Consider the following 16,903-nt stretch of genomic DNA (forward strand, 5'->3'; position numbering starts at 1 on the left):
ATTGAACAATTAAGGAGAGTTACTTTTTTGTTTCCTCCTCGTCATTTCATATTGTCTATTAAGTTAGTCTAACTCAACGAGTTAGGCTTTTTTACAATTCTGTTACATTATATGAAAAATTAGACCTTTTTAATCATATGTGGTTATAATAAAGTCCGTCGGAGGGAACATTATGAAAAAGAACAGCTATATGTATCATGCTGGTACATCATTTTTCTTTTATTTCGCATTTGCATGTTACAATGCAATGCTTGCTTTATATTTAAGTGATATTCACTTTAATGCTCAGCAGATATCACTTATTACTTCATCAGCACCATTATTCTCAATCTTTGCTCAGCCTTATCTAGGAACTTTGGCAGACCGCTTCCGTTCACCTAGAAAAGTATCCTTAGTAGCATTATTTATTACAGTGGTGATGAATGTGATCTTTATGTTCTCACATCAGCTAATTATTCTATTAATTACTAGTGCGACTATTCTTGCCTTATTCAATGCAGTGACACCATTAACGGACAGAATTGGTGTTTCTTCACCTTATGACTTTGGTAAGATCAGATTATGGGGTTCTGTTGGTTATGCCATTAGTGCTCAGTTATGTGGTTTTGTTTATGATGTGATTGCACCTATTTCTATCTTCGTTATTTTCCTCTTTGGTACAATAACAGTTCTTATCTGTATCCTAAGAGTCAATGATCCAGAAGAAGTGCAAACTGAAACAAAAGTAGAATATAGCTCAAAAGAAGCCTATAAGAGCCTCTTTAAGAATAAACAGTACATTATATTCCTATTAATCTCTTTCTTCTTCTGGGGCGCTTGTACAGCCAATTTCACATATATCTCAGTATTTATTAAATCAGTAGGTGGAACAGCATCCATGGTAGGTACATACCAGTTATTTGCGACATTATTTGAAGTACCTGCAATACTTGCAACTGACTTTATTATTAAGAAGTTCTCATATAAACATATCATGCTCTTTGCATGTGCCATGTCTGTAGTCAACTTTGTCTGGTATGCAACATTACCTAATCCAAATTTAATTGTGGCAGTATTTGTATTCAAAGGCTTATCTACTATACTCTTTACTATGATTACAGTAAGATTAATCATGGAAATTGTAGAAGATAAGTATGTCTCTACAGCTTTTGGCTTACAAGCAACAGTAGGTAGAGGAATTGGTGCTGCAGTCGTACAGTTAATTGGTGGAAAAATGATTGATAGCTTTTCTACAATGACACCATTCTATTTGTTTTTATCCTTATTAATTGTAACCGCTTTAGTATTATCCTTAACATTTAAAGAAAAACGTGCTTAATACCATAATTCTTACAACATTATTAAATAATTCTTAATCAAAAAAGAGTTGATATATTCGGCTCTTTTTTATATTTCTTAAAAATTTCTTAAGAAAGTTCTTTATTTTTTTTCCCAGAGTGATATAATAGTCATTGTCGAAAAGAAAGGGAGTGGATTACATGGATAAGAAAACTAAAGAAGTTGTAGATTTCATGGTAGACCGTATTAAAACTCAGAAGACAATGTTTATTCCAGTAGTCGCTATTTCAGCATTTGCATTAGTAGGTTATGCAGCAGCTGATAGAACAGCGCCTATTGTTCATTCAAATAAGCTTGAAGTACCATTCGGTACAGAATTAAAAGCAAGTGATTTCACTGTATCAGATAATAGAGATACAGTAAGTGTTATTAAAACTGAAATTGATGATACTTCTTATCAGAAGAATCAGATTGGAACTTATAAAGTTAATGTTACTGTAAAGGATGCATTCAACAATGAAACAACTAAAGAAGTTGAAGTTAAAGTTGTTGATACAGAAGCACCAGCATTAGAATCAGTAAATAATGATGGTTATGTAATCAATGTTGAAGCAAACGGCAACAATGATTTAAAACAGTACATCAAAGCAACTGATAATGTAGATGGTGATGTTTCTGATTTCATTACTTTCGATCGTGGCTTAGATACATCTGTTTTAGGTGAACAGGTAATCCATGCAACTGTTGAAGATAACGCAGGAAATAAATCAGAAAAAGACTTTACATTCAATGTTGGTGATACAATTGCGCCAGAAATGAATTTAAAGAATGGTAATATCACTGTTAACTATGGTGATGGTTTCGATATTCACAATTATGTTGATATTAAGGATAACTATGATGTGAACCCTACAGTTACTGTAGAAGGTAATGTAGATACTAGAAATATAACTGATGCACAGCCAATCAAGGTAACTGCAACAGATAGTTCTGGAAACCAGACTTCAAATGATTATGAAGTAAAAGTTGCAGATATGACTGGACCAGCAATTACATTAAAGAGCGATAATGTAGATGTGAAGTATGGTACTTCATTTGATCCTAAATCAAACTTAGCATCAGCTATCGATAACTTAGATGGTGATGTAACAGGTAAAGTAGAAATTACTGGAACTGTTAATACAAACAAAGCTGGCGCTTATCGTGTTTATTATAGAGTCACTGATAATGCTGGTAATAGATCTGAAACAAGTGCAAAGATCAATGTATCTGCTGCACCAGTAGTACAAGTAAAAACTAACAACAAGAGCAACAAAGGCGGAAGCTATAACTTTGGTGGTCTTGGAGGAGGTGCTGCACAGGGTGGTATCGTTGGAACAGCACGTTCAAGACTTGGCTGTGCATATCGTATGGGTGCATCTGGACCAACAGTATTCGACTGTTCAGGATTCACTTCTTGGGTATATAGTCAGAATGGTAAATCATTACCTAGAACTGCAGCAGCTCAGTATAGTGGAACTTCAAGAGTATCTAAGGATGGCTTAACAGCTGGTGACTTAGTATTCTTCGCTGGAACTTATAAATCAGGTATCTCTCATGTAGGTATCTATATTGGTGGCGGACAGTTCATCCATGCTGCAAACTCTAAGACAGGTGTAGTTGTTTCTTCATTAAATAGTGGATATTATTCTGCACATTATGCAGGAGCAGGTAGAAGATAAGAAGGTTCAAAAAGAACCTTCTTTTTTTATGTATTGTGGATAAGTGTTGAGAACTTCTGTTGTGATATAGTGAGATAGTATTTCTTGATATGTGATAGATGTATCTAATTCGCTAATGATATCTGCGATAGATGTTGAATGCAGAAATGTGTCAAGTTCAGGAATAATGAGTTTTAGGATAGAAACAATTTCTATTGCGGTTAAAGAGCTCATAAAAGCTGTGTATTCTTCATTTATTAGAATATCCTGTTCTAAGAAATCTATTAGATCGTAGATACTTAATTGTTTTAATAATGTGATATCTCTGGAATATTCAAATTGATTGAGAATCTCATAGAAATCAGCACCTTCGTGACTAAAAGTTATTTGATAACTATCCTGTGGATAAATAATAGGAATCTTGTTGAAGGATGCAATAATGTTTTCTTTAAATAAATCAATCATAGGATAATGGAAAAAACTTATAATCGAATTTATTTCTTTAACTTCTTTTTTGTCATGAATAATTAAACCAGGTGAATTATAAATAGATATATGTGTTATGCATTGATGAACCACTAGTTCAAAGAAGTTAATCTGTAAGTCAAATAGAGATGTCTTAATAGTCTTTTCATAGTCTTCAATAAATGTTTCTAAATCATCAAATAGACTGCAGAAATGATTCTCTTCACTGAGTCTCTTTAAATAGTAAAGTACAAGATCAGTTCCTCTTAAATGATACATATCATGATAAAGAGGGATACCATCAATAAGAGGATAATCCAAATCTACGGAAATATCACAATAATGAAATAATGCATCTTTTCCTGTAACAGATTGAATAAAGAAAGGAATCTGTTTCTTCAAAACATTCAGATACTTTTCATTATTGATGGGAAGTAATTGAATACTCTTATAAATTCTTTGTATTTCTTTGATATCTGATTGTATAGATTGAATACCTTTGTCGAATGTTTCTCCATGTTCTAAAATATAATCTATAGTATCTAGAATATGCTTGAAGTCTTCTAAAGAAATAGAAGTACTTTGGTTATGGTTATAATGACAAACAAGTTCTTTGACTAGAGAAGGATCATAATTCTTCTCTGTATCTAATAGTCTCAATTCGATAGGTTCCACCTTCTTTCAATAATATTTCTATCACACGATTGATAGATTGATAGTGATAAAGTGCATTTCTGATATCTTCATCACTAGATGTAATATCTATTCTGCTTCTGATGATATAAAACATTGCGATAATATGCTTCAAATGAGAAATAGAAGAATAACCAAGAAAAGGTTCAGTGATAAAAACAGCTTTGTCGGAATCAGTTTCTATCCAATGCAGATTTCTACATACTTTGATCAAATGATTGGTAAGAATCATTTTCTCTTTTTTATTAAGTTTGCGATGTTCAATAATTTGATTCATAGGCACCTCCTGCTATTCTTAATATCATATATTCTAAAAAAGAACAAGAATTGAAAAAATAGCGAAAATATGGTAATATAAGGGCAGAAAAAAAGTCATACACGTTTGTGTATGACTCATTTTTTTATCCATTTAATGTATAGCCCTGTGAGTAGTAAATGACTACTGGCATACCAGTTGTAATAGTATTGTACATAGTACCTGCAAAACTTACTGGAAGGTTAACACATCCGTGTGAACCACCAGACACATAAAGATTACCACCAAAACTAGATCTCCAGTTCGCATCATGGAAACCAATACCTCTATTGAATGGCATCCAATAACTTACAGGAGATTCATAAGGATACTTACCTGTAACAGGATCCTTAGTACCCCTTAATACTCTATTACGTTCTTTAGAATAAATATAATATGTACCAGCTGGAGTATAACGATCATTTGTCATCTTACCTGATACACAATCTGACTGAAGAACACACTGACCATTCTTATAAATCCATAGATGCTGACGAGATAAGTCAACTTCAACATAATTACCACCAAGACCATAATTCTCAGTAGACTGTTCTTTAGCACTATAAGCAGGAGCTCTCTTAACAGCCTTACCAGCATTTAATTCTTCTTTAATCTTTGCGATTTCTTCTGTCTGATTCATCTTATAACCATAAGTACCACCACTTACAGTTCTTACGCCTAAACCTGTTGCATTAAATGTATGTGTCTTACCAACAGTATTGGCTTTAGTTGCAAGTGTATAAACAAAGCTCTTCATACGTTTATTCCAGATTTCTTCGTTATAGCTATAAGTACCATCTTCATTCTTAACAAGCCATGTTAACATCTTTTCACTATTTAAGACTTCACTCTGATTGTTAGGTAGTTCATAAGTAATAGAAGTCTTTAAATATTTCTTTAATGTTTCAGCTTCAGATTTAACAGTTTCAGTTGTTTTTCCAGGGATCTTATATGCATCCTTTACTTTAGCAACATTTAAACTAGTTTTCTGAAGACCAACAGCTTTATTCACTGCTTCATAAACAGTCTCTTTATTTAAACTATTTCCAGCTTTTTCCTTTTGTACAGTAAATGAACCATTCTCATACTTCATACGTGCATCTGTAGGCGCTGTCTGGTTTTCATCCTTTAACTGATTCTTGCTATAAAGAACATCCTTTAACTTATTTTCATCATAAGAAGTCTTAGTCTGAATAGTTTTCTTATTTCCTTTGTGATTAAATAAGTAGTTCTTGAACCATGTAAATGAATCCTGTTTCTTCAATAAAGCCTCAACTTTTCCATCAGGAACATAACTCATGTCAATTTCTTTTGCTGAAATAGTTTCGGTAGTCTTATTTCTAAACTTCATTTCTAAAGTGTAGTTTAACTGATTTTCAGCAATCTTCTTTTCTGCATCTGCAACACTTAACTTACCTACATTTACATTATTAATATAAGTAGAAGGTAAGAAGCGATCACTATAAGCTGTACCCATATGATGAATATAGAGGAATACTGATAATCCAAGAATCACGAGTACAGATACAATAATTACAATAATCTTATTTCTTTTCTGCATATTTGTCATGTTATCTTTCTCTCCCTTATACTACCCCTTCTAATTCATTGATTATAGCAAACATTTGTAAAAAGGTAAATCAAGATTTGTGAAATGACTTAAAAATACACAACTTGTACAAAAGAAGTTAGTTTTAACTTATTTATTTGTGAATAAATATTGTATAAATAGTGAGGTGTGATTGTTAGTACGTTGTGTGTAGTGACAAAGAATGTACAGAAATGTGTGTAGGTGATTCGAAAATAGTCTCTCTTAAATAAGCAATTCTTCAAATATTGGAGTATTAAATAGTATGGAGGATGTGACTATATAGCAATACCAACAAGTATTAAAACATTATTATCTGGCGATGTTGTTGAATGGGCAAGAATTGAATTGAAACAAACTTGGGATCCAGCAGCATCTTTGAAAACTATATGTGCATTTGCGAATGATCTTGATAATTGGGGCGGTGGATATATTATTATTGGAGTGCAAGAGGTTAATGGAAGACCCATTTATCCGCTAAAGGGAGTACCACCTGAAAAATTAGATTCTTTCCAGAAAAATATTTTTGCGAAATGCAAACTTCTTAGACCGTCTTATACACCGATAATTAGTGTTGAAAAATATCAAGGTAAGTATTTTATTGTAATATGGTGTCCAGGTGGTGATAATAGACCATACTCATCGCCAAAGACGATGGAGAGAAATAATAAAGAGAGAATACATTACATTCGTAAAGCTTCAAACACTGTGGCACCATCTGATGATGAAGAAAAGGATTTATTTAATCTAGCAAATAGGGTGCCGTTTGATGATAGAGTAAATCATCAAGCAGAAATAACTGATCTGAATATAACTTTGATTCAGAATTATCTGAGAGAAATAGGAAGTTCACTATATGAAAAATCAATAACTGGAGATTTCACTGAATTATGCAGTAATATGAATATTATTAGTATACTTCCGGAATACGTTAAACCTAAGAATGTAGGGTTAATGTTTTTCTGTACACAGCCAGATAAATTTTTACCGTAAAAGGCAAGTATGCTTTTAAGGATTGTCGTTTGCCAAACTATCTTCCAAAAGATGGATATACTACGCTTGTCATAGGTTTTGTAAGACTTAGTGGTAATAAACTGATTTTACCATATTCAAATGCTTACAAGAAAGAACATAAATGTGTAGAGATTACCATCCCACCTATATTACTTGATAAGAAAGTTAAGGAAATCCGTATCATACCGAAAGCAAACGCCAGGTTCTTTGAAATTCAATATATCTATGAAGCTGAATGTATTCAAAGAAACTTAAATATAAATAATGCACTGGCAATTGATCTTGGTATTAATAATCTTGTAACAGCGGTATCAAGTAATGGCAAGACATTCATCATTGATGGTAAGCGACTTAAATCCATAAATCAGTGGTACAATAAGCAAAATGCAGATTTACAGTCTGTAAAAGATAAACAAAATATTGGGAAAAGACCTACCAATAAACAAAAAGCCAATACTCGCAGCAGGAATAATAAGATTAATGATTATATGAACAAGACTGCACGCACAATCATAGATTATTGCATCAATAATGATATTGGAACACTTGTAGTTGGCTATAATGAAACTTTCCAGAAGAACAGTAGTATTGGTAAAGTCAATAATCAGACATTTGTAAATATACCTTATGGACAACTTCGTTTTAAGGTAGAGTACCTTTGTGAGATTAATGGCATTGTCTTTGTAAAGCAGGAAGAAAGCTATACTTCAAAAGCATCATTTTGGGATAAGGATGATATTCCTATTTACAATAACGACAACCCGCAAAGCTATACATTTAGTGGAAAGCGAATACATAGAGGTATGTATCAATGTTTATATGGTAAATGTCTTAATGCTGATGTAAATGGTGCATTAAATATCTTGCGTAAAAGTAATGTTGTGTCCCTTGTGGGGCTATACAGTAGAGGCGAGGTGGACACGCCTGTAAGAATAAAGATTGCCTAGCAATAGGTGGAAACTTAAATATCAAACTTCTTAAAAAGAGCCGTTAGGCTCTCTGAAGCCCATTACCTTTAGGTGATGGGTAGTTCACACATGAAGCATTTATGAAACAGGAGTCAAAAGGAGCCAAAATTGGGCTAAAAGGAGCCGAAATTGAGGAAAAAGGAGTCAAAGTTGATGCAAAAGGTGCCAAAAAAGGAACTGAAAGAAGGTTGGAGATACTTAATAGAATGAGAGAAAATCCTTTTGTAACACAGGTTAAGCTAATGGAAGAGTTTAATCTATCTAGAAAACAGATTCAAAACATCATTCAATATTTGCGTTTAAATGGGTTAGTAGAAAGAGAAGGCTCTAATAGAAGTGGTAAATGGATAGTGAAGAAATAATATATTACTACATTTTCTGCACTGTATGATATTAGAAAAACATTGTATATATCGATGTTATTTTGATTTGTGATGAGAGTGACTGTTAAACACATTAACAAGTCGCTTTTTTTCACAGTTATTTAATATGTGTTATAATGAGATCAAAGTGAGGTAATGCTATGAAGATATATTATGAAGTACATGGAAAGGGTTATCCGATTATCTTATTACATGGGAATCAGGAAAATAGAAAAATATATGATCAATTAATCAAGGATTTAGAAAACGATTATCAATTAATCGCAATGGATTCACGTTATCATGGTAAATCTATTAAGAGTGGTCCTTTAACGCTAGACCGTATGGCTCAGGATGTGATGGATGTCGCAAATGAGCTAGATTTAGAAACATATGATGTCATTGGCTTTAGTGATGGTGCGAATATCGCACTTACACTTGCAGGTAAAGATGACCGTTTAAAACATATGGCACTTCTTTCACCTAATGCCACTCCTCAAGGCATTAAATGGTATTATCGTCTCCATATGTATATGACATTACTCTTATTGCCAATATTCTGTATATATGATAAGAGATCAAGAATACGTTTTAAGCTCATTTCATTTATGACAAAAGAGCCACATTTTACTGCGGACTATTTATCAGAACTCAAGATTCCAGCTTTATTACTATCTGGTGAGCATGATGTCATCAAGGATTCTGATTTTACTTTTATTCAGTCATCATTGCCTTATTGTGTACATAAGGTGATTAAAGGTTCACCACATTTCTTATTAGGTGATCAATATGATAAAACATTAAGAGAAATAAGGGGGTTTTTATATGCCTGTCATCACGAAGCATAATATATTAGATATAAAGAATGTTGTGTTTGGGGAAGGAACACCTAAGATTTGTCTTCCTATTGTAGATACAACTAAAAAAGGTATTATTGATACTTTAGATTCTTATAAGGATTTAGATTATGATGTAGTAGAAATTAGGCTTGATTTCTATGAAGGATTAAAAGAAGGGCATTTGACAGATGCATTAGAAGAAATTAAGAAACATACAGATAAACTTGTATTAGGCACAATCCGTACTGTGAGTGAAGGAGGAGAAGGAGAACTTACTTCTCTAGAGTATATACATTGTATTAAAGAAATCTGTGATGCTCATGTGGATCTAGCAGATATTGAGTTATCGCAGGGATATGAATCTGTGATGGAGCTTGTTCAGTATGCTCATAAGAAGGGTGTTCATGTTATTATGAGTGAACATCATTTTGATGAAACACCATCAAGAGAAGATATGCAGGAAACACTAGAAAAGATGGAAATATTAGGAGCTGATTTACCTAAACTTGCTGTTATGCCTGAAAGTAAAGAAGACCTATTAACACTTCTAGAAGCCACTCTTTATTCAAGTCAGCGTTTAGGAAAACCTATTATTACTATGTCCATGGGTAAATTAGGACGCTTGTCACGTATGATGGGCGAATACTTTGGTTCATGCATGACATTTGCGACAGCTAAGGATGCGAGTGCACCAGGACAGGTTCCTCTTGATGATTTGAAAAAAGTATTAGAGGTTCTACATGATTAATTTAGAACATGCGAAAAAGGCATTTGATAATTATGTCAATCGTTATGATCTTTCTATCCCACATATTCATCTTAAATATGTGCATTCTTATAAAGTAATGGATGTTATGGGTGAATTATGTGATATGAAAGGTAAAACTGAAGAAAAAGACTTATGTTTATTAATCGGCCTATTACATGATATAGGTCGTTTTGAACAGTTTCACTTATATCATTCTTTCCTGGATAGAGAAACAGTGGATCATGCAATGTATTCTTCTCATATATTATTTGAAGAGGGACTTATTAGAGAGTTCATAGAAGAAGATACATATGACACAATTATTAAAAATGCTATAGAACAGCATAATAAATACAAAGTAGAAGAAGGCTTTAGTGAAGAAGAACTCTTTTACATACATATGATTAGAGATGCAGATAAATTAGATCATTTTCGTGTTAAAGATGTAGAAAAGGATACAGTCTTACTAGGTGTTACTTATGAGGAAGCAGGAAAAGAATCTATAACTGATGAAGTCTATCAACAGTTCTGTAAACATCAACTTATTTATGCGCCTACAAGAAAAACACATCTAGATATGTGGATTTCTTATATCGCTTTTATATTTGATCTTTATTTTGATGAAAGTAAATCATATATTGAAAAAAATCACTATATTGAAAGAAGCTTTGATAAAATAAAAATAGAAGATCTAGAGACATTGCAGACTTATCTTGCATTAGAAAAATGTGCACTAGAGTATATTAAAGGAGGACATGTATGAGTTTACCAAAGGATTTCCTATGGGGTGGTGCTTTAGCAGCTCACCAGTTTGAAGGCGGTGTATTAGACACTACTAAAGGCTTAAGTGTTGCCGATGTAATGACAGGTGGAAACGTATCAACACCACGTGTGATTACTGATGGTGTAAAAGAAGGATTATATTATCCAAACCATATCGGTATTGATTTCTATCATCATTACAAGGAAGATATCAAACTATTCGCAGAAATGGGCTTTAAATGTTTTAGAACATCTATTGCCTGGACACGTATTTTCCCATTAGGAGATGAAGAACAGCCTGATGAAGAAGGATTACAGTTCTACGATGATGTATTTGATGAATTATTAAAATATGGTATTGAACCAGTTATCACATTATCTCATTTTGAAATGCCTTATCATCTTGCAAAAGAATATGGCGGATTCATGAACAGAAAGACTATTGATTTCTTTGTAAAGTTCGCAGAAGTATGTTTCAAGAGATATAAAAATAAAGTTAAATACTGGATGACTTTCAATGAAATCAATAACCAGATGAACTATAAGAATGATATTTTCGGATGGACTAACAGTGGTGCTCATTTTGGAAACTATGATAATCCAGAAGAAGCAATGTATCAGTGTGGTCATTATGAATTAGTAGCCAGTGCAAAGGCAGTGAAGATTGGTCATGAAATCAATCCTAACTTCTTAATCGGTAATATGATTGCGATGGTTCCTATTTACCCATTCTCTTGCCGTCCAGCAGATATGGTATTATCTACTGAAATGATGCATCAGAGATGGTTCTTCTGCGATGTACAGTGCCGTGGCCATTATCCACGTTATGCTTTAAAGATGTTTGAAAACAAAGGCTTTAACTTAGATATCACTGAAGAAGATAAAAAAGCTTTAGCTGCAGGTACAGTAGATTATATTGGTTTCTCTTATTACATGACTAATACTGTAGACTCTACAGCACATATTGATGTTTCTAAGTCATTAGATGGTTCTAGTGAACATTCAGTCGCAAACCCTTATATCAAAGTATCTGACTGGGGTTGGGCTATTGATCCAGAAGGTTTACGTTATGCATTAAATCAGATGTATGAAAGATATGAAAAACCATTATTTATTGTAGAAAATGGTTTTGGTGCGATTGATAAGAAGGAAGAAGATGGTAGCTGTCATGACCCATATCGTGTAGATTACTTAAGAGCACATATTGAACAGATGAAAAAAGCTGTAGAAATCGATGGTGTTGATTTAATGGGATATACACCATGGGGCTGCATTGACTGTGTCTCTTTTACTACAGGTGAAATGAAGAAACGTTATGGCTTTATCTATGTAGATCGTAACAATGATGGAAGCGGTACACTAGTAAGAAGCAAGAAAGATTCATTTGACTGGTATAAGAAAGTTGTTGCAAGCAATGGTGAAGATTTAGGTTAATTCGCTTTCAACATTGCGAAAAAAAGAAACCCATGAGAAATGCTTGACATTAGGCTCGTGGGTTTTTATACTGTTTAAGGGTAAACATTCTTGATGTTTATCAGTAATCAAAAAAACGTTGATAAATTCAACATTTTTCATGTTAACAAATTATTGGCGAGATATTTTTTTATCTCAAGCATATTAGTTGCATGTGCAACTAATTTAGACTAATATAGAATTAGAAAAAAATCTATTAGGTATTTCATCCTAATAGATTTTCTTATGAGGAGGGTAAATAACATGGAGGTAATCAAGAGAGATGGCTCAAAGGTAGCTTTTGATGGAAGTAAGATTGAAAATGCGATTTTAAAGGCTATGCGCTATGGCAGCGGTATTGTGAAACCTGAAATTGCATCTAAGATCTCACATGAAATTGAAGACTGGCATAAATCAAGTGGAGCAGCATCTATCAGTATTTATCGTATTGAAGGACAGGTTTTTGAAAAGTTAATTGAAAAGGGAGAAGTACTTACTGCCAAGGCTTATGAAGGCTATCGTAAAGTAAGAGAATTCCAGAGAGAAACAAATACAATTGATAATGCGATTTATGGTATTGTCAACCAAACTAATAAAGAAGCAATGGATGAAAACTCTAATAAAGATGCGACAGTTCTTGCGACTCAGAGAGACTTGATTGCTGGTGAATTTTCTAGAGACTATTGCCGCCGTTTGTTATTACCACCAAAGATTGTACAGGCACATGATGATGGTATTATTCATTTCCATGATATGGATTACTATATCCAGAAGATGCATAACTGTGATCTAGTAAACTTAAAGGATATGTTTGCGAATGGTACAGTTATTAATGATAAATTGATTGAAACACCTAAGTCTTTACAGACAGCATGTACTGTTGCAACTCAGATTGTTCAGCAGGTGGCTAATGGTCAGTATGGAGGACAGACAATCTCTATTTCTCATTTAGCACCTTATGTACGTGTCTCATATAAGAAACACTTAAAGGCTGTAAGAAAAGAAGGTAAAGAAGTAGGTATTGATTATACTGAAGAACAGATTGAAAAAATCGCAAAGTCTCGTCTTCATGAAGAAATCAAAGCAGGTGTACAGACTATCCAGTATCAGATCAATACATTCTCTACAACAAATGGTCAGGCTCCATTCTTATCTATTTTCATGTATTTAAGAGAAGAACCAGATTATATTGAAGAAACAGCTTTACTAATTGAAGAAATCTTAAAACAGAGATATATTGGTATGAAGAATCCTGTGGGTGCTTATGTCACTCCAGCATTCCCTAAATTACTTTATGTATTAGATGATAATAATGTGCCTGATGATTCACAGTATCGTTATTTAACAGATTTAGCTGTTAAGTGTGTATCTAAGCGTATGATGCCTGATTTCATCAGCGCAAAGATCATGAGAGAAAACTATGAAGGACAAGTATTCCCTTGTATGGGATGTCGTTCATTCCTATCTCCATGGAAGAATGAAAAAGGTGAATACCAGTGGTATGGTCGTTTTAACCAGGGTGTAGTCACACTTAACTTAACTGATGTTGGTTTATCAGCTAACAAGAATATGGATTCATTCTGGAAGATTCTAGATGAACGTTTAGATTTATGCTATGAAGCTTTAATGTTAAGACATGAAAGCTTAAAGGGTACTCCTTCAGATATTTCTCCAATTCATTGGCAGTATGGTGCCATCGCAAGATTAAAACCAGGAGAAAAGATCGATTCATTATTAGATACTTGTTATTCTACATTATCATTAGGTTATATTGGCTTATATGAATGTGTAGTGGCATTAATTGGTCAGTCTCATACTACTGAAGATGGCGATGCATTAGCTCTTGCAATCATGCAGAAATTAAGAGATGCATGTGATAAGTGGAAGAAGGATACAGGTTTAGGATTTGCCTTATATGGTACTCCTGCAGAATCTACTACTTATACATTAGCACGTGCATTAAAGAAGAGATTTGGAGTCGTACCTGGTGTAACAGATAAAGACTATATTACTAATTCTTATCATGTCAATGTAAGAGAACATATTGATGCATTCTCTAAATTAGGCTTTGAAGCGAAGTTCCAGAAGATTTCTTCTGGAGGGGCTATTAGTTATGTAGAAGTGACTAATATGACAAATAACTTTGATGCCATGAAAGAATTAATTAACTATATGTATGAAACAATCCAGTATGCTGAAATCAATACTAAGTCTGACTATTGTCAGGAATGTGGTTTCTCTGGAGAAATCTTATTAGATGAAAATAATGAATGGTATTGTCCTAACTGTGGTAATAGAAACCATAAGACTTTAAATGTATGTCGTAGAACATGTGGTTATCTTGGTGATAACTTCTGGAATAAGGGACGTACACAGGAAATCAAAGAACGTTTTGTACATTTAGACAATAGAGTATATCAGGAAAATAACTAGGAAAGCCTTGTGTCATTAAGGGCTTAAGAGATAACCGTGACTGGTTATCTCTTTTTATGCAAATGGGTGGTGATTTTTCGCTTGTTTACTATGTTTAGAGCTCATATAATAATCGGTAATATTAAAAGTAGTATTACTGGGATATATCATGGAATAACTAAAAGAGAGATGCCTTTATTCCTGAATGAACAGGAGTATAGGTTTAACCATAGAAAGATGGGAAAGACTGTTATGGATAAAATCAAGAAATACCTATAGAAATCATTTACTATCAGTCATAGACAGATAGTATATATCCTGAATATTTCTGCTCTACATTTCTCTTAAATTGTCGCCTGCAGATTATGGGTATTTAAATGGTAGTTTATTATTCTGGAAAATTGTATTGGCAAAGAGATCAACCCCATAATGTTAGTGGCATGCCTTTCCACTGCTAATTTTCAATAAAATATAGCAAAATGTTGAAAAGCTAAATACTCTTTGATAAAATTTTCTCATAGAAAATATAAATGATATCATTTGAACAGAGAAATCTTTTAAAAGCAGATGATTATTCAAAAAAAACAGCTTATTCATATAATCTTAAAGGAGGGAAATTTTATGAAGAATAAGTCAGAGAAAATTTATCACTTTTTGTCTTTTGCGTGTATGGTAGCACTCGCAGCATATATAATTTTGTTTCTTCATCATTTATTAACAGAGAGTGCTTCTTATATGTCTGGTGCTACTTACAAATTTCTTGTCGGTGCAGAACTTGTTCTATTAATCATAGTATTTATAAGAATTTTCTGGGCATTCAGAAAATTGAGAGAAGTAGGAAATGGAAAAAAATAATGACAGAAAACTGCCCCTAAAAAGTTTACAGCCTAAAATTACTGCCAGGAGTTCTAAACCCCTGGCATTTTAAATCTTGAGTTAACCCCAAGTCTATTTAGTTACTCTTTATGTGAAAACGCTAAGTACAAGTCACAGTCTTATTTAAGAACCTTACGTTTTGTAGATGAAGGAATATTTAATTGTTGTCTATATTTGACAATGACTCGACGTGAACAATGTAGTTCTAATTCTTCTAGTTTCTTTAGAATTTGATTATCCGAAAGTGGGTGTTCTTTATCTTCACTATCAACTAATTCAACAATAGCCTTTTTAATAGAATCACTACTATCTCCTGAAGCAGTTTGAGAAACAAGAAGTTGTTTAAGAGGATAAACCTCACCATTAAAGCTATAGTACTTATTATTTAATGTACGTGAAATAGTAGATTCATGGAATCCTGTTTCACTTGCAAGTTGTGATAAAGTACATGGATATAACTCATCATCATATAAGAAATAACCACTCTGGATATCAACTAAAGCATTTGCAACAAATAATACTGTTTGATTTCTCTTTGTGAGATTTTCAATTAAGAAATGTGCGTCATTAAAATAAGATTTCATATTTTCATCATTCTTTACCTTCTCATAAAGAAGATCATTTACGATGAGTTCAGGTTGATTGATAGGAGTAATCATGATATTAGAATCTTCTACCTCTATTAAAATATCTGGGGAGATATAATCATCCTGGGATGAACTATACATATTACATGGGAATGGGTTACAAGAACGTATTTCATAAAATAAATGGTCTATCTCTTCTTTTTTTAATCCTGTTTTCTGTTTAATAAGTGAATAGTTCTGAGTTAAGATAACATCCTGATAATCTCTAAATAGTGTATAACTTTTTGTTTTATTATTATTTTTTAATTGAATGATGATTGAATCAATAGCATCAGCAGCTCCAACACCATTTGGTTCAAAAGAACGTAATATATCTAAATGAGCATCAAGTATTTCTCTATCTATATCTAAATCAGTGAGATATTGATCAATAGGGTAGGATAAGAATCCGCTATCGTCTAATGATTCAATCAAATAATCCATCAAATCTTCATTATATGGACGAGTACATGCACTTAATTGTAAATAGAGATCATCTTTTAAAGAACGTTTATTAGAAATACTTTCAATAAATTGCTGAGTATCATAGTTTTTAGGTGATTTTAGTTCTAAAAAAGGATTTGTTTCTAATACTTGTTGAACAACTTTATTGATATCATCAATGTTGTCAGTCAAGAAATCTAATGATTTTAATAGTTTTTGATTTAATTTTAATGTTTGTTTCAATGTTTGAATATATTGCATTTTTTGTTTCATATTCATCACCCCTCACTAATATATAGCAAAATTCGTGCCAATTAATGCTTAGGTGTTTACTTGAATAGTATAACGAATAACTGTTGTTGCTTACAAGTTTTATTTGCT

General features: G+C 32.8%; 15 protein-coding genes. 11 read left to right on the plus strand and 4 right to left on the minus strand.

All coding sequences use genetic code 11. From position 1 onward, the window contains the following. The first annotated feature begins 172 nt into the window (after positions 1–172). Both DW269_RS06230 and DW269_RS06235 read left to right on the plus strand, forming a co-directional pair. Complete coding sequence (locus tag DW269_RS06230) at positions 173–1,318, plus strand: MFS transporter (RefSeq protein WP_117459002.1); 1,146 nt, start codon at positions 173–175, stop codon at positions 1,316–1,318. A gap of 160 nt (positions 1,319–1,478) precedes the next feature. Further along, positions 1,479–2,999 (plus strand): NlpC/P60 family protein, encoded by a 1,521-nt coding sequence (locus DW269_RS06235; RefSeq protein ID WP_117459003.1) that lies wholly within the window; start codon positions 1,479–1,481, stop codon positions 2,997–2,999. A 6-nt stretch (positions 3,000–3,005) separates the two neighbouring features. Here DW269_RS06235 and DW269_RS06240 read toward each other — a convergent pair whose 3' ends face one another. From DW269_RS06240 to DW269_RS06250, 3 genes are all read right to left on the minus strand, one after another. Continuing rightward, positions 3,006–4,103, minus strand: a complete 1,098-nt coding sequence (locus tag DW269_RS06240; protein WP_117459004.1) for a DUF6179 domain-containing protein — start codon at positions 4,101–4,103, stop codon at positions 3,006–3,008. Then, entirely contained in the window at positions 4,072–4,413 is a 342-nt protein-coding gene (locus tag DW269_RS06245) for a hypothetical protein (protein WP_117459005.1), read from the minus strand. Before DW269_RS06245 ends, DW269_RS06240 begins: the two co-directional genes overlap by 32 nt. Positions 4,414–4,537: 124 nt before the next feature. Continuing rightward, positions 4,538–6,001, minus strand: coding sequence for a L,D-transpeptidase family protein (locus tag DW269_RS06250; RefSeq protein WP_117459006.1), 1,464 nt, complete (start codon positions 5,999–6,001; stop codon positions 4,538–4,540). A 360-nt stretch (positions 6,002–6,361) separates the two neighbouring features. On the opposite strand from DW269_RS06250, the gene DW269_RS06255 reads away from it, so the two are divergent. The 9 genes from DW269_RS06255 to DW269_RS06300 all read left to right on the plus strand — a co-directional run bounded on the left by DW269_RS06255 (position 6,362) and on the right by DW269_RS06300 (position 15,431). Then, complete coding sequence (locus tag DW269_RS06255; RefSeq protein ID WP_255413840.1) at positions 6,362–7,012, plus strand: helix-turn-helix domain-containing protein; 651 nt, start codon at positions 6,362–6,364, stop codon at positions 7,010–7,012. Positions 7,013–7,041: 29 nt separating this feature from the next. Beyond that, positions 7,042–7,980, plus strand: coding sequence for an RNA-guided endonuclease TnpB family protein (locus tag DW269_RS06260; RefSeq protein WP_199412127.1), 939 nt, complete (start codon positions 7,042–7,044; stop codon positions 7,978–7,980). Positions 7,981–8,081: 101 nt separating this feature from the next. After that, positions 8,082–8,363, plus strand: a complete 282-nt coding sequence (locus DW269_RS06265) for a winged helix-turn-helix transcriptional regulator (RefSeq protein ID WP_199410011.1) — start codon at positions 8,082–8,084, stop codon at positions 8,361–8,363. Positions 8,364–8,524: 161 nt separating this feature from the next. Then, positions 8,525–9,211, plus strand: a complete 687-nt coding sequence (locus tag DW269_RS06270; RefSeq protein WP_117459007.1) for an alpha/beta fold hydrolase — start codon at positions 8,525–8,527, stop codon at positions 9,209–9,211. Then, positions 9,189–9,950 carry a type I 3-dehydroquinate dehydratase gene (gene aroD / locus DW269_RS06275; protein ID WP_117459008.1) on the plus strand — a complete coding sequence of 254 codons (762 nt, stop codon included), beginning with the start codon at positions 9,189–9,191 and terminating at the stop codon, positions 9,948–9,950. The genes DW269_RS06270 and aroD overlap by 23 nt, the downstream gene beginning before the upstream one ends. After that, on the plus strand, positions 9,943–10,713 hold the full coding sequence (locus DW269_RS06280) for an HD domain-containing protein (RefSeq protein ID WP_117459009.1): 771 nt from the start codon (positions 9,943–9,945) through the stop codon (positions 10,711–10,713). Before aroD ends, DW269_RS06280 begins: the two co-directional genes overlap by 8 nt. Further along, on the plus strand, positions 10,710–12,146 hold the full coding sequence (locus DW269_RS06285) for a 6-phospho-beta-glucosidase (protein WP_117459010.1): 1,437 nt from the start codon (positions 10,710–10,712) through the stop codon (positions 12,144–12,146). Before DW269_RS06280 ends, DW269_RS06285 begins: the two co-directional genes overlap by 4 nt. A gap of 282 nt (positions 12,147–12,428) precedes the next feature. After that, on the plus strand, positions 12,429–14,597 hold the full coding sequence (gene nrdD, locus DW269_RS06290) for an anaerobic ribonucleoside-triphosphate reductase (RefSeq protein ID WP_117459011.1): 2,169 nt from the start codon (positions 12,429–12,431) through the stop codon (positions 14,595–14,597). A 600-nt stretch (positions 14,598–15,197) separates the two neighbouring features. Continuing rightward, positions 15,198–15,431 carry a hypothetical protein gene (locus DW269_RS06300; RefSeq protein ID WP_117459013.1) on the plus strand — a complete coding sequence of 78 codons (234 nt, stop codon included), beginning with the start codon at positions 15,198–15,200 and terminating at the stop codon, positions 15,429–15,431. A gap of 140 nt (positions 15,432–15,571) precedes the next feature. On the opposite strand, the gene DW269_RS06305 is transcribed toward DW269_RS06300, so the two are convergent. Beyond that, positions 15,572–16,795, minus strand: coding sequence for an RNA polymerase sigma-54 factor (locus tag DW269_RS06305; protein ID WP_117459014.1), 1,224 nt, complete (start codon positions 16,793–16,795; stop codon positions 15,572–15,574). Between the last annotated feature and the right edge of the window lie 108 nt (positions 16,796–16,903).

The sequence above is a fragment of the Catenibacterium sp. AM22-6LB genome (genome assembly GCF_003435615.1).
Taxonomy (GTDB): domain Bacteria; phylum Bacillota_I; class Bacilli_A; order Erysipelotrichales; family Coprobacillaceae; genus Catenibacterium; species Catenibacterium mitsuoka_A.

Bases quoted from the DNA above. Each gene is read 5' to 3' on its own strand.
- DW269_RS06230 (WP_117459002.1), top strand. From the start codon at position 173: ATGAAAAAGAACAGCTATATGTATCATGCTGGTACATCATTTTTCTTT.
- DW269_RS06235 (WP_117459003.1), top strand. From the start codon at position 1,479: ATGGATAAGAAAACTAAAGAAGTTGTAGATTTCATGGTAGACCGTATT.
- DW269_RS06245 (WP_117459005.1), bottom strand. From the start codon at position 4,413: ATGAATCAAATTATTGAACATCGCAAACTTAATAAAAAAGAGAAAATG.
- DW269_RS06250 (WP_117459006.1), bottom strand. From the start codon at position 6,001: ATGACAAATATGCAGAAAAGAAATAAGATTATTGTAATTATTGTATCT.
- DW269_RS06265 (WP_199410011.1), top strand. From the start codon at position 8,082: ATGAAACAGGAGTCAAAAGGAGCCAAAATTGGGCTAAAAGGAGCCGAA.
- DW269_RS06270 (WP_117459007.1), top strand. From the start codon at position 8,525: ATGAAGATATATTATGAAGTACATGGAAAGGGTTATCCGATTATCTTA.
- aroD (WP_117459008.1), top strand. From the start codon at position 9,189: ATGCCTGTCATCACGAAGCATAATATATTAGATATAAAGAATGTTGTG.
- DW269_RS06280 (WP_117459009.1), top strand. From the start codon at position 9,943: ATGATTAATTTAGAACATGCGAAAAAGGCATTTGATAATTATGTCAAT.
- DW269_RS06285 (WP_117459010.1), top strand. From the start codon at position 10,710: ATGAGTTTACCAAAGGATTTCCTATGGGGTGGTGCTTTAGCAGCTCAC.
- nrdD (WP_117459011.1), top strand. From the start codon at position 12,429: ATGGAGGTAATCAAGAGAGATGGCTCAAAGGTAGCTTTTGATGGAAGT.
- DW269_RS06300 (WP_117459013.1), top strand. From the start codon at position 15,198: ATGAAGAATAAGTCAGAGAAAATTTATCACTTTTTGTCTTTTGCGTGT.
- DW269_RS06305 (WP_117459014.1), bottom strand. From the start codon at position 16,795: ATGAAACAAAAAATGCAATATATTCAAACATTGAAACAAACATTAAAA.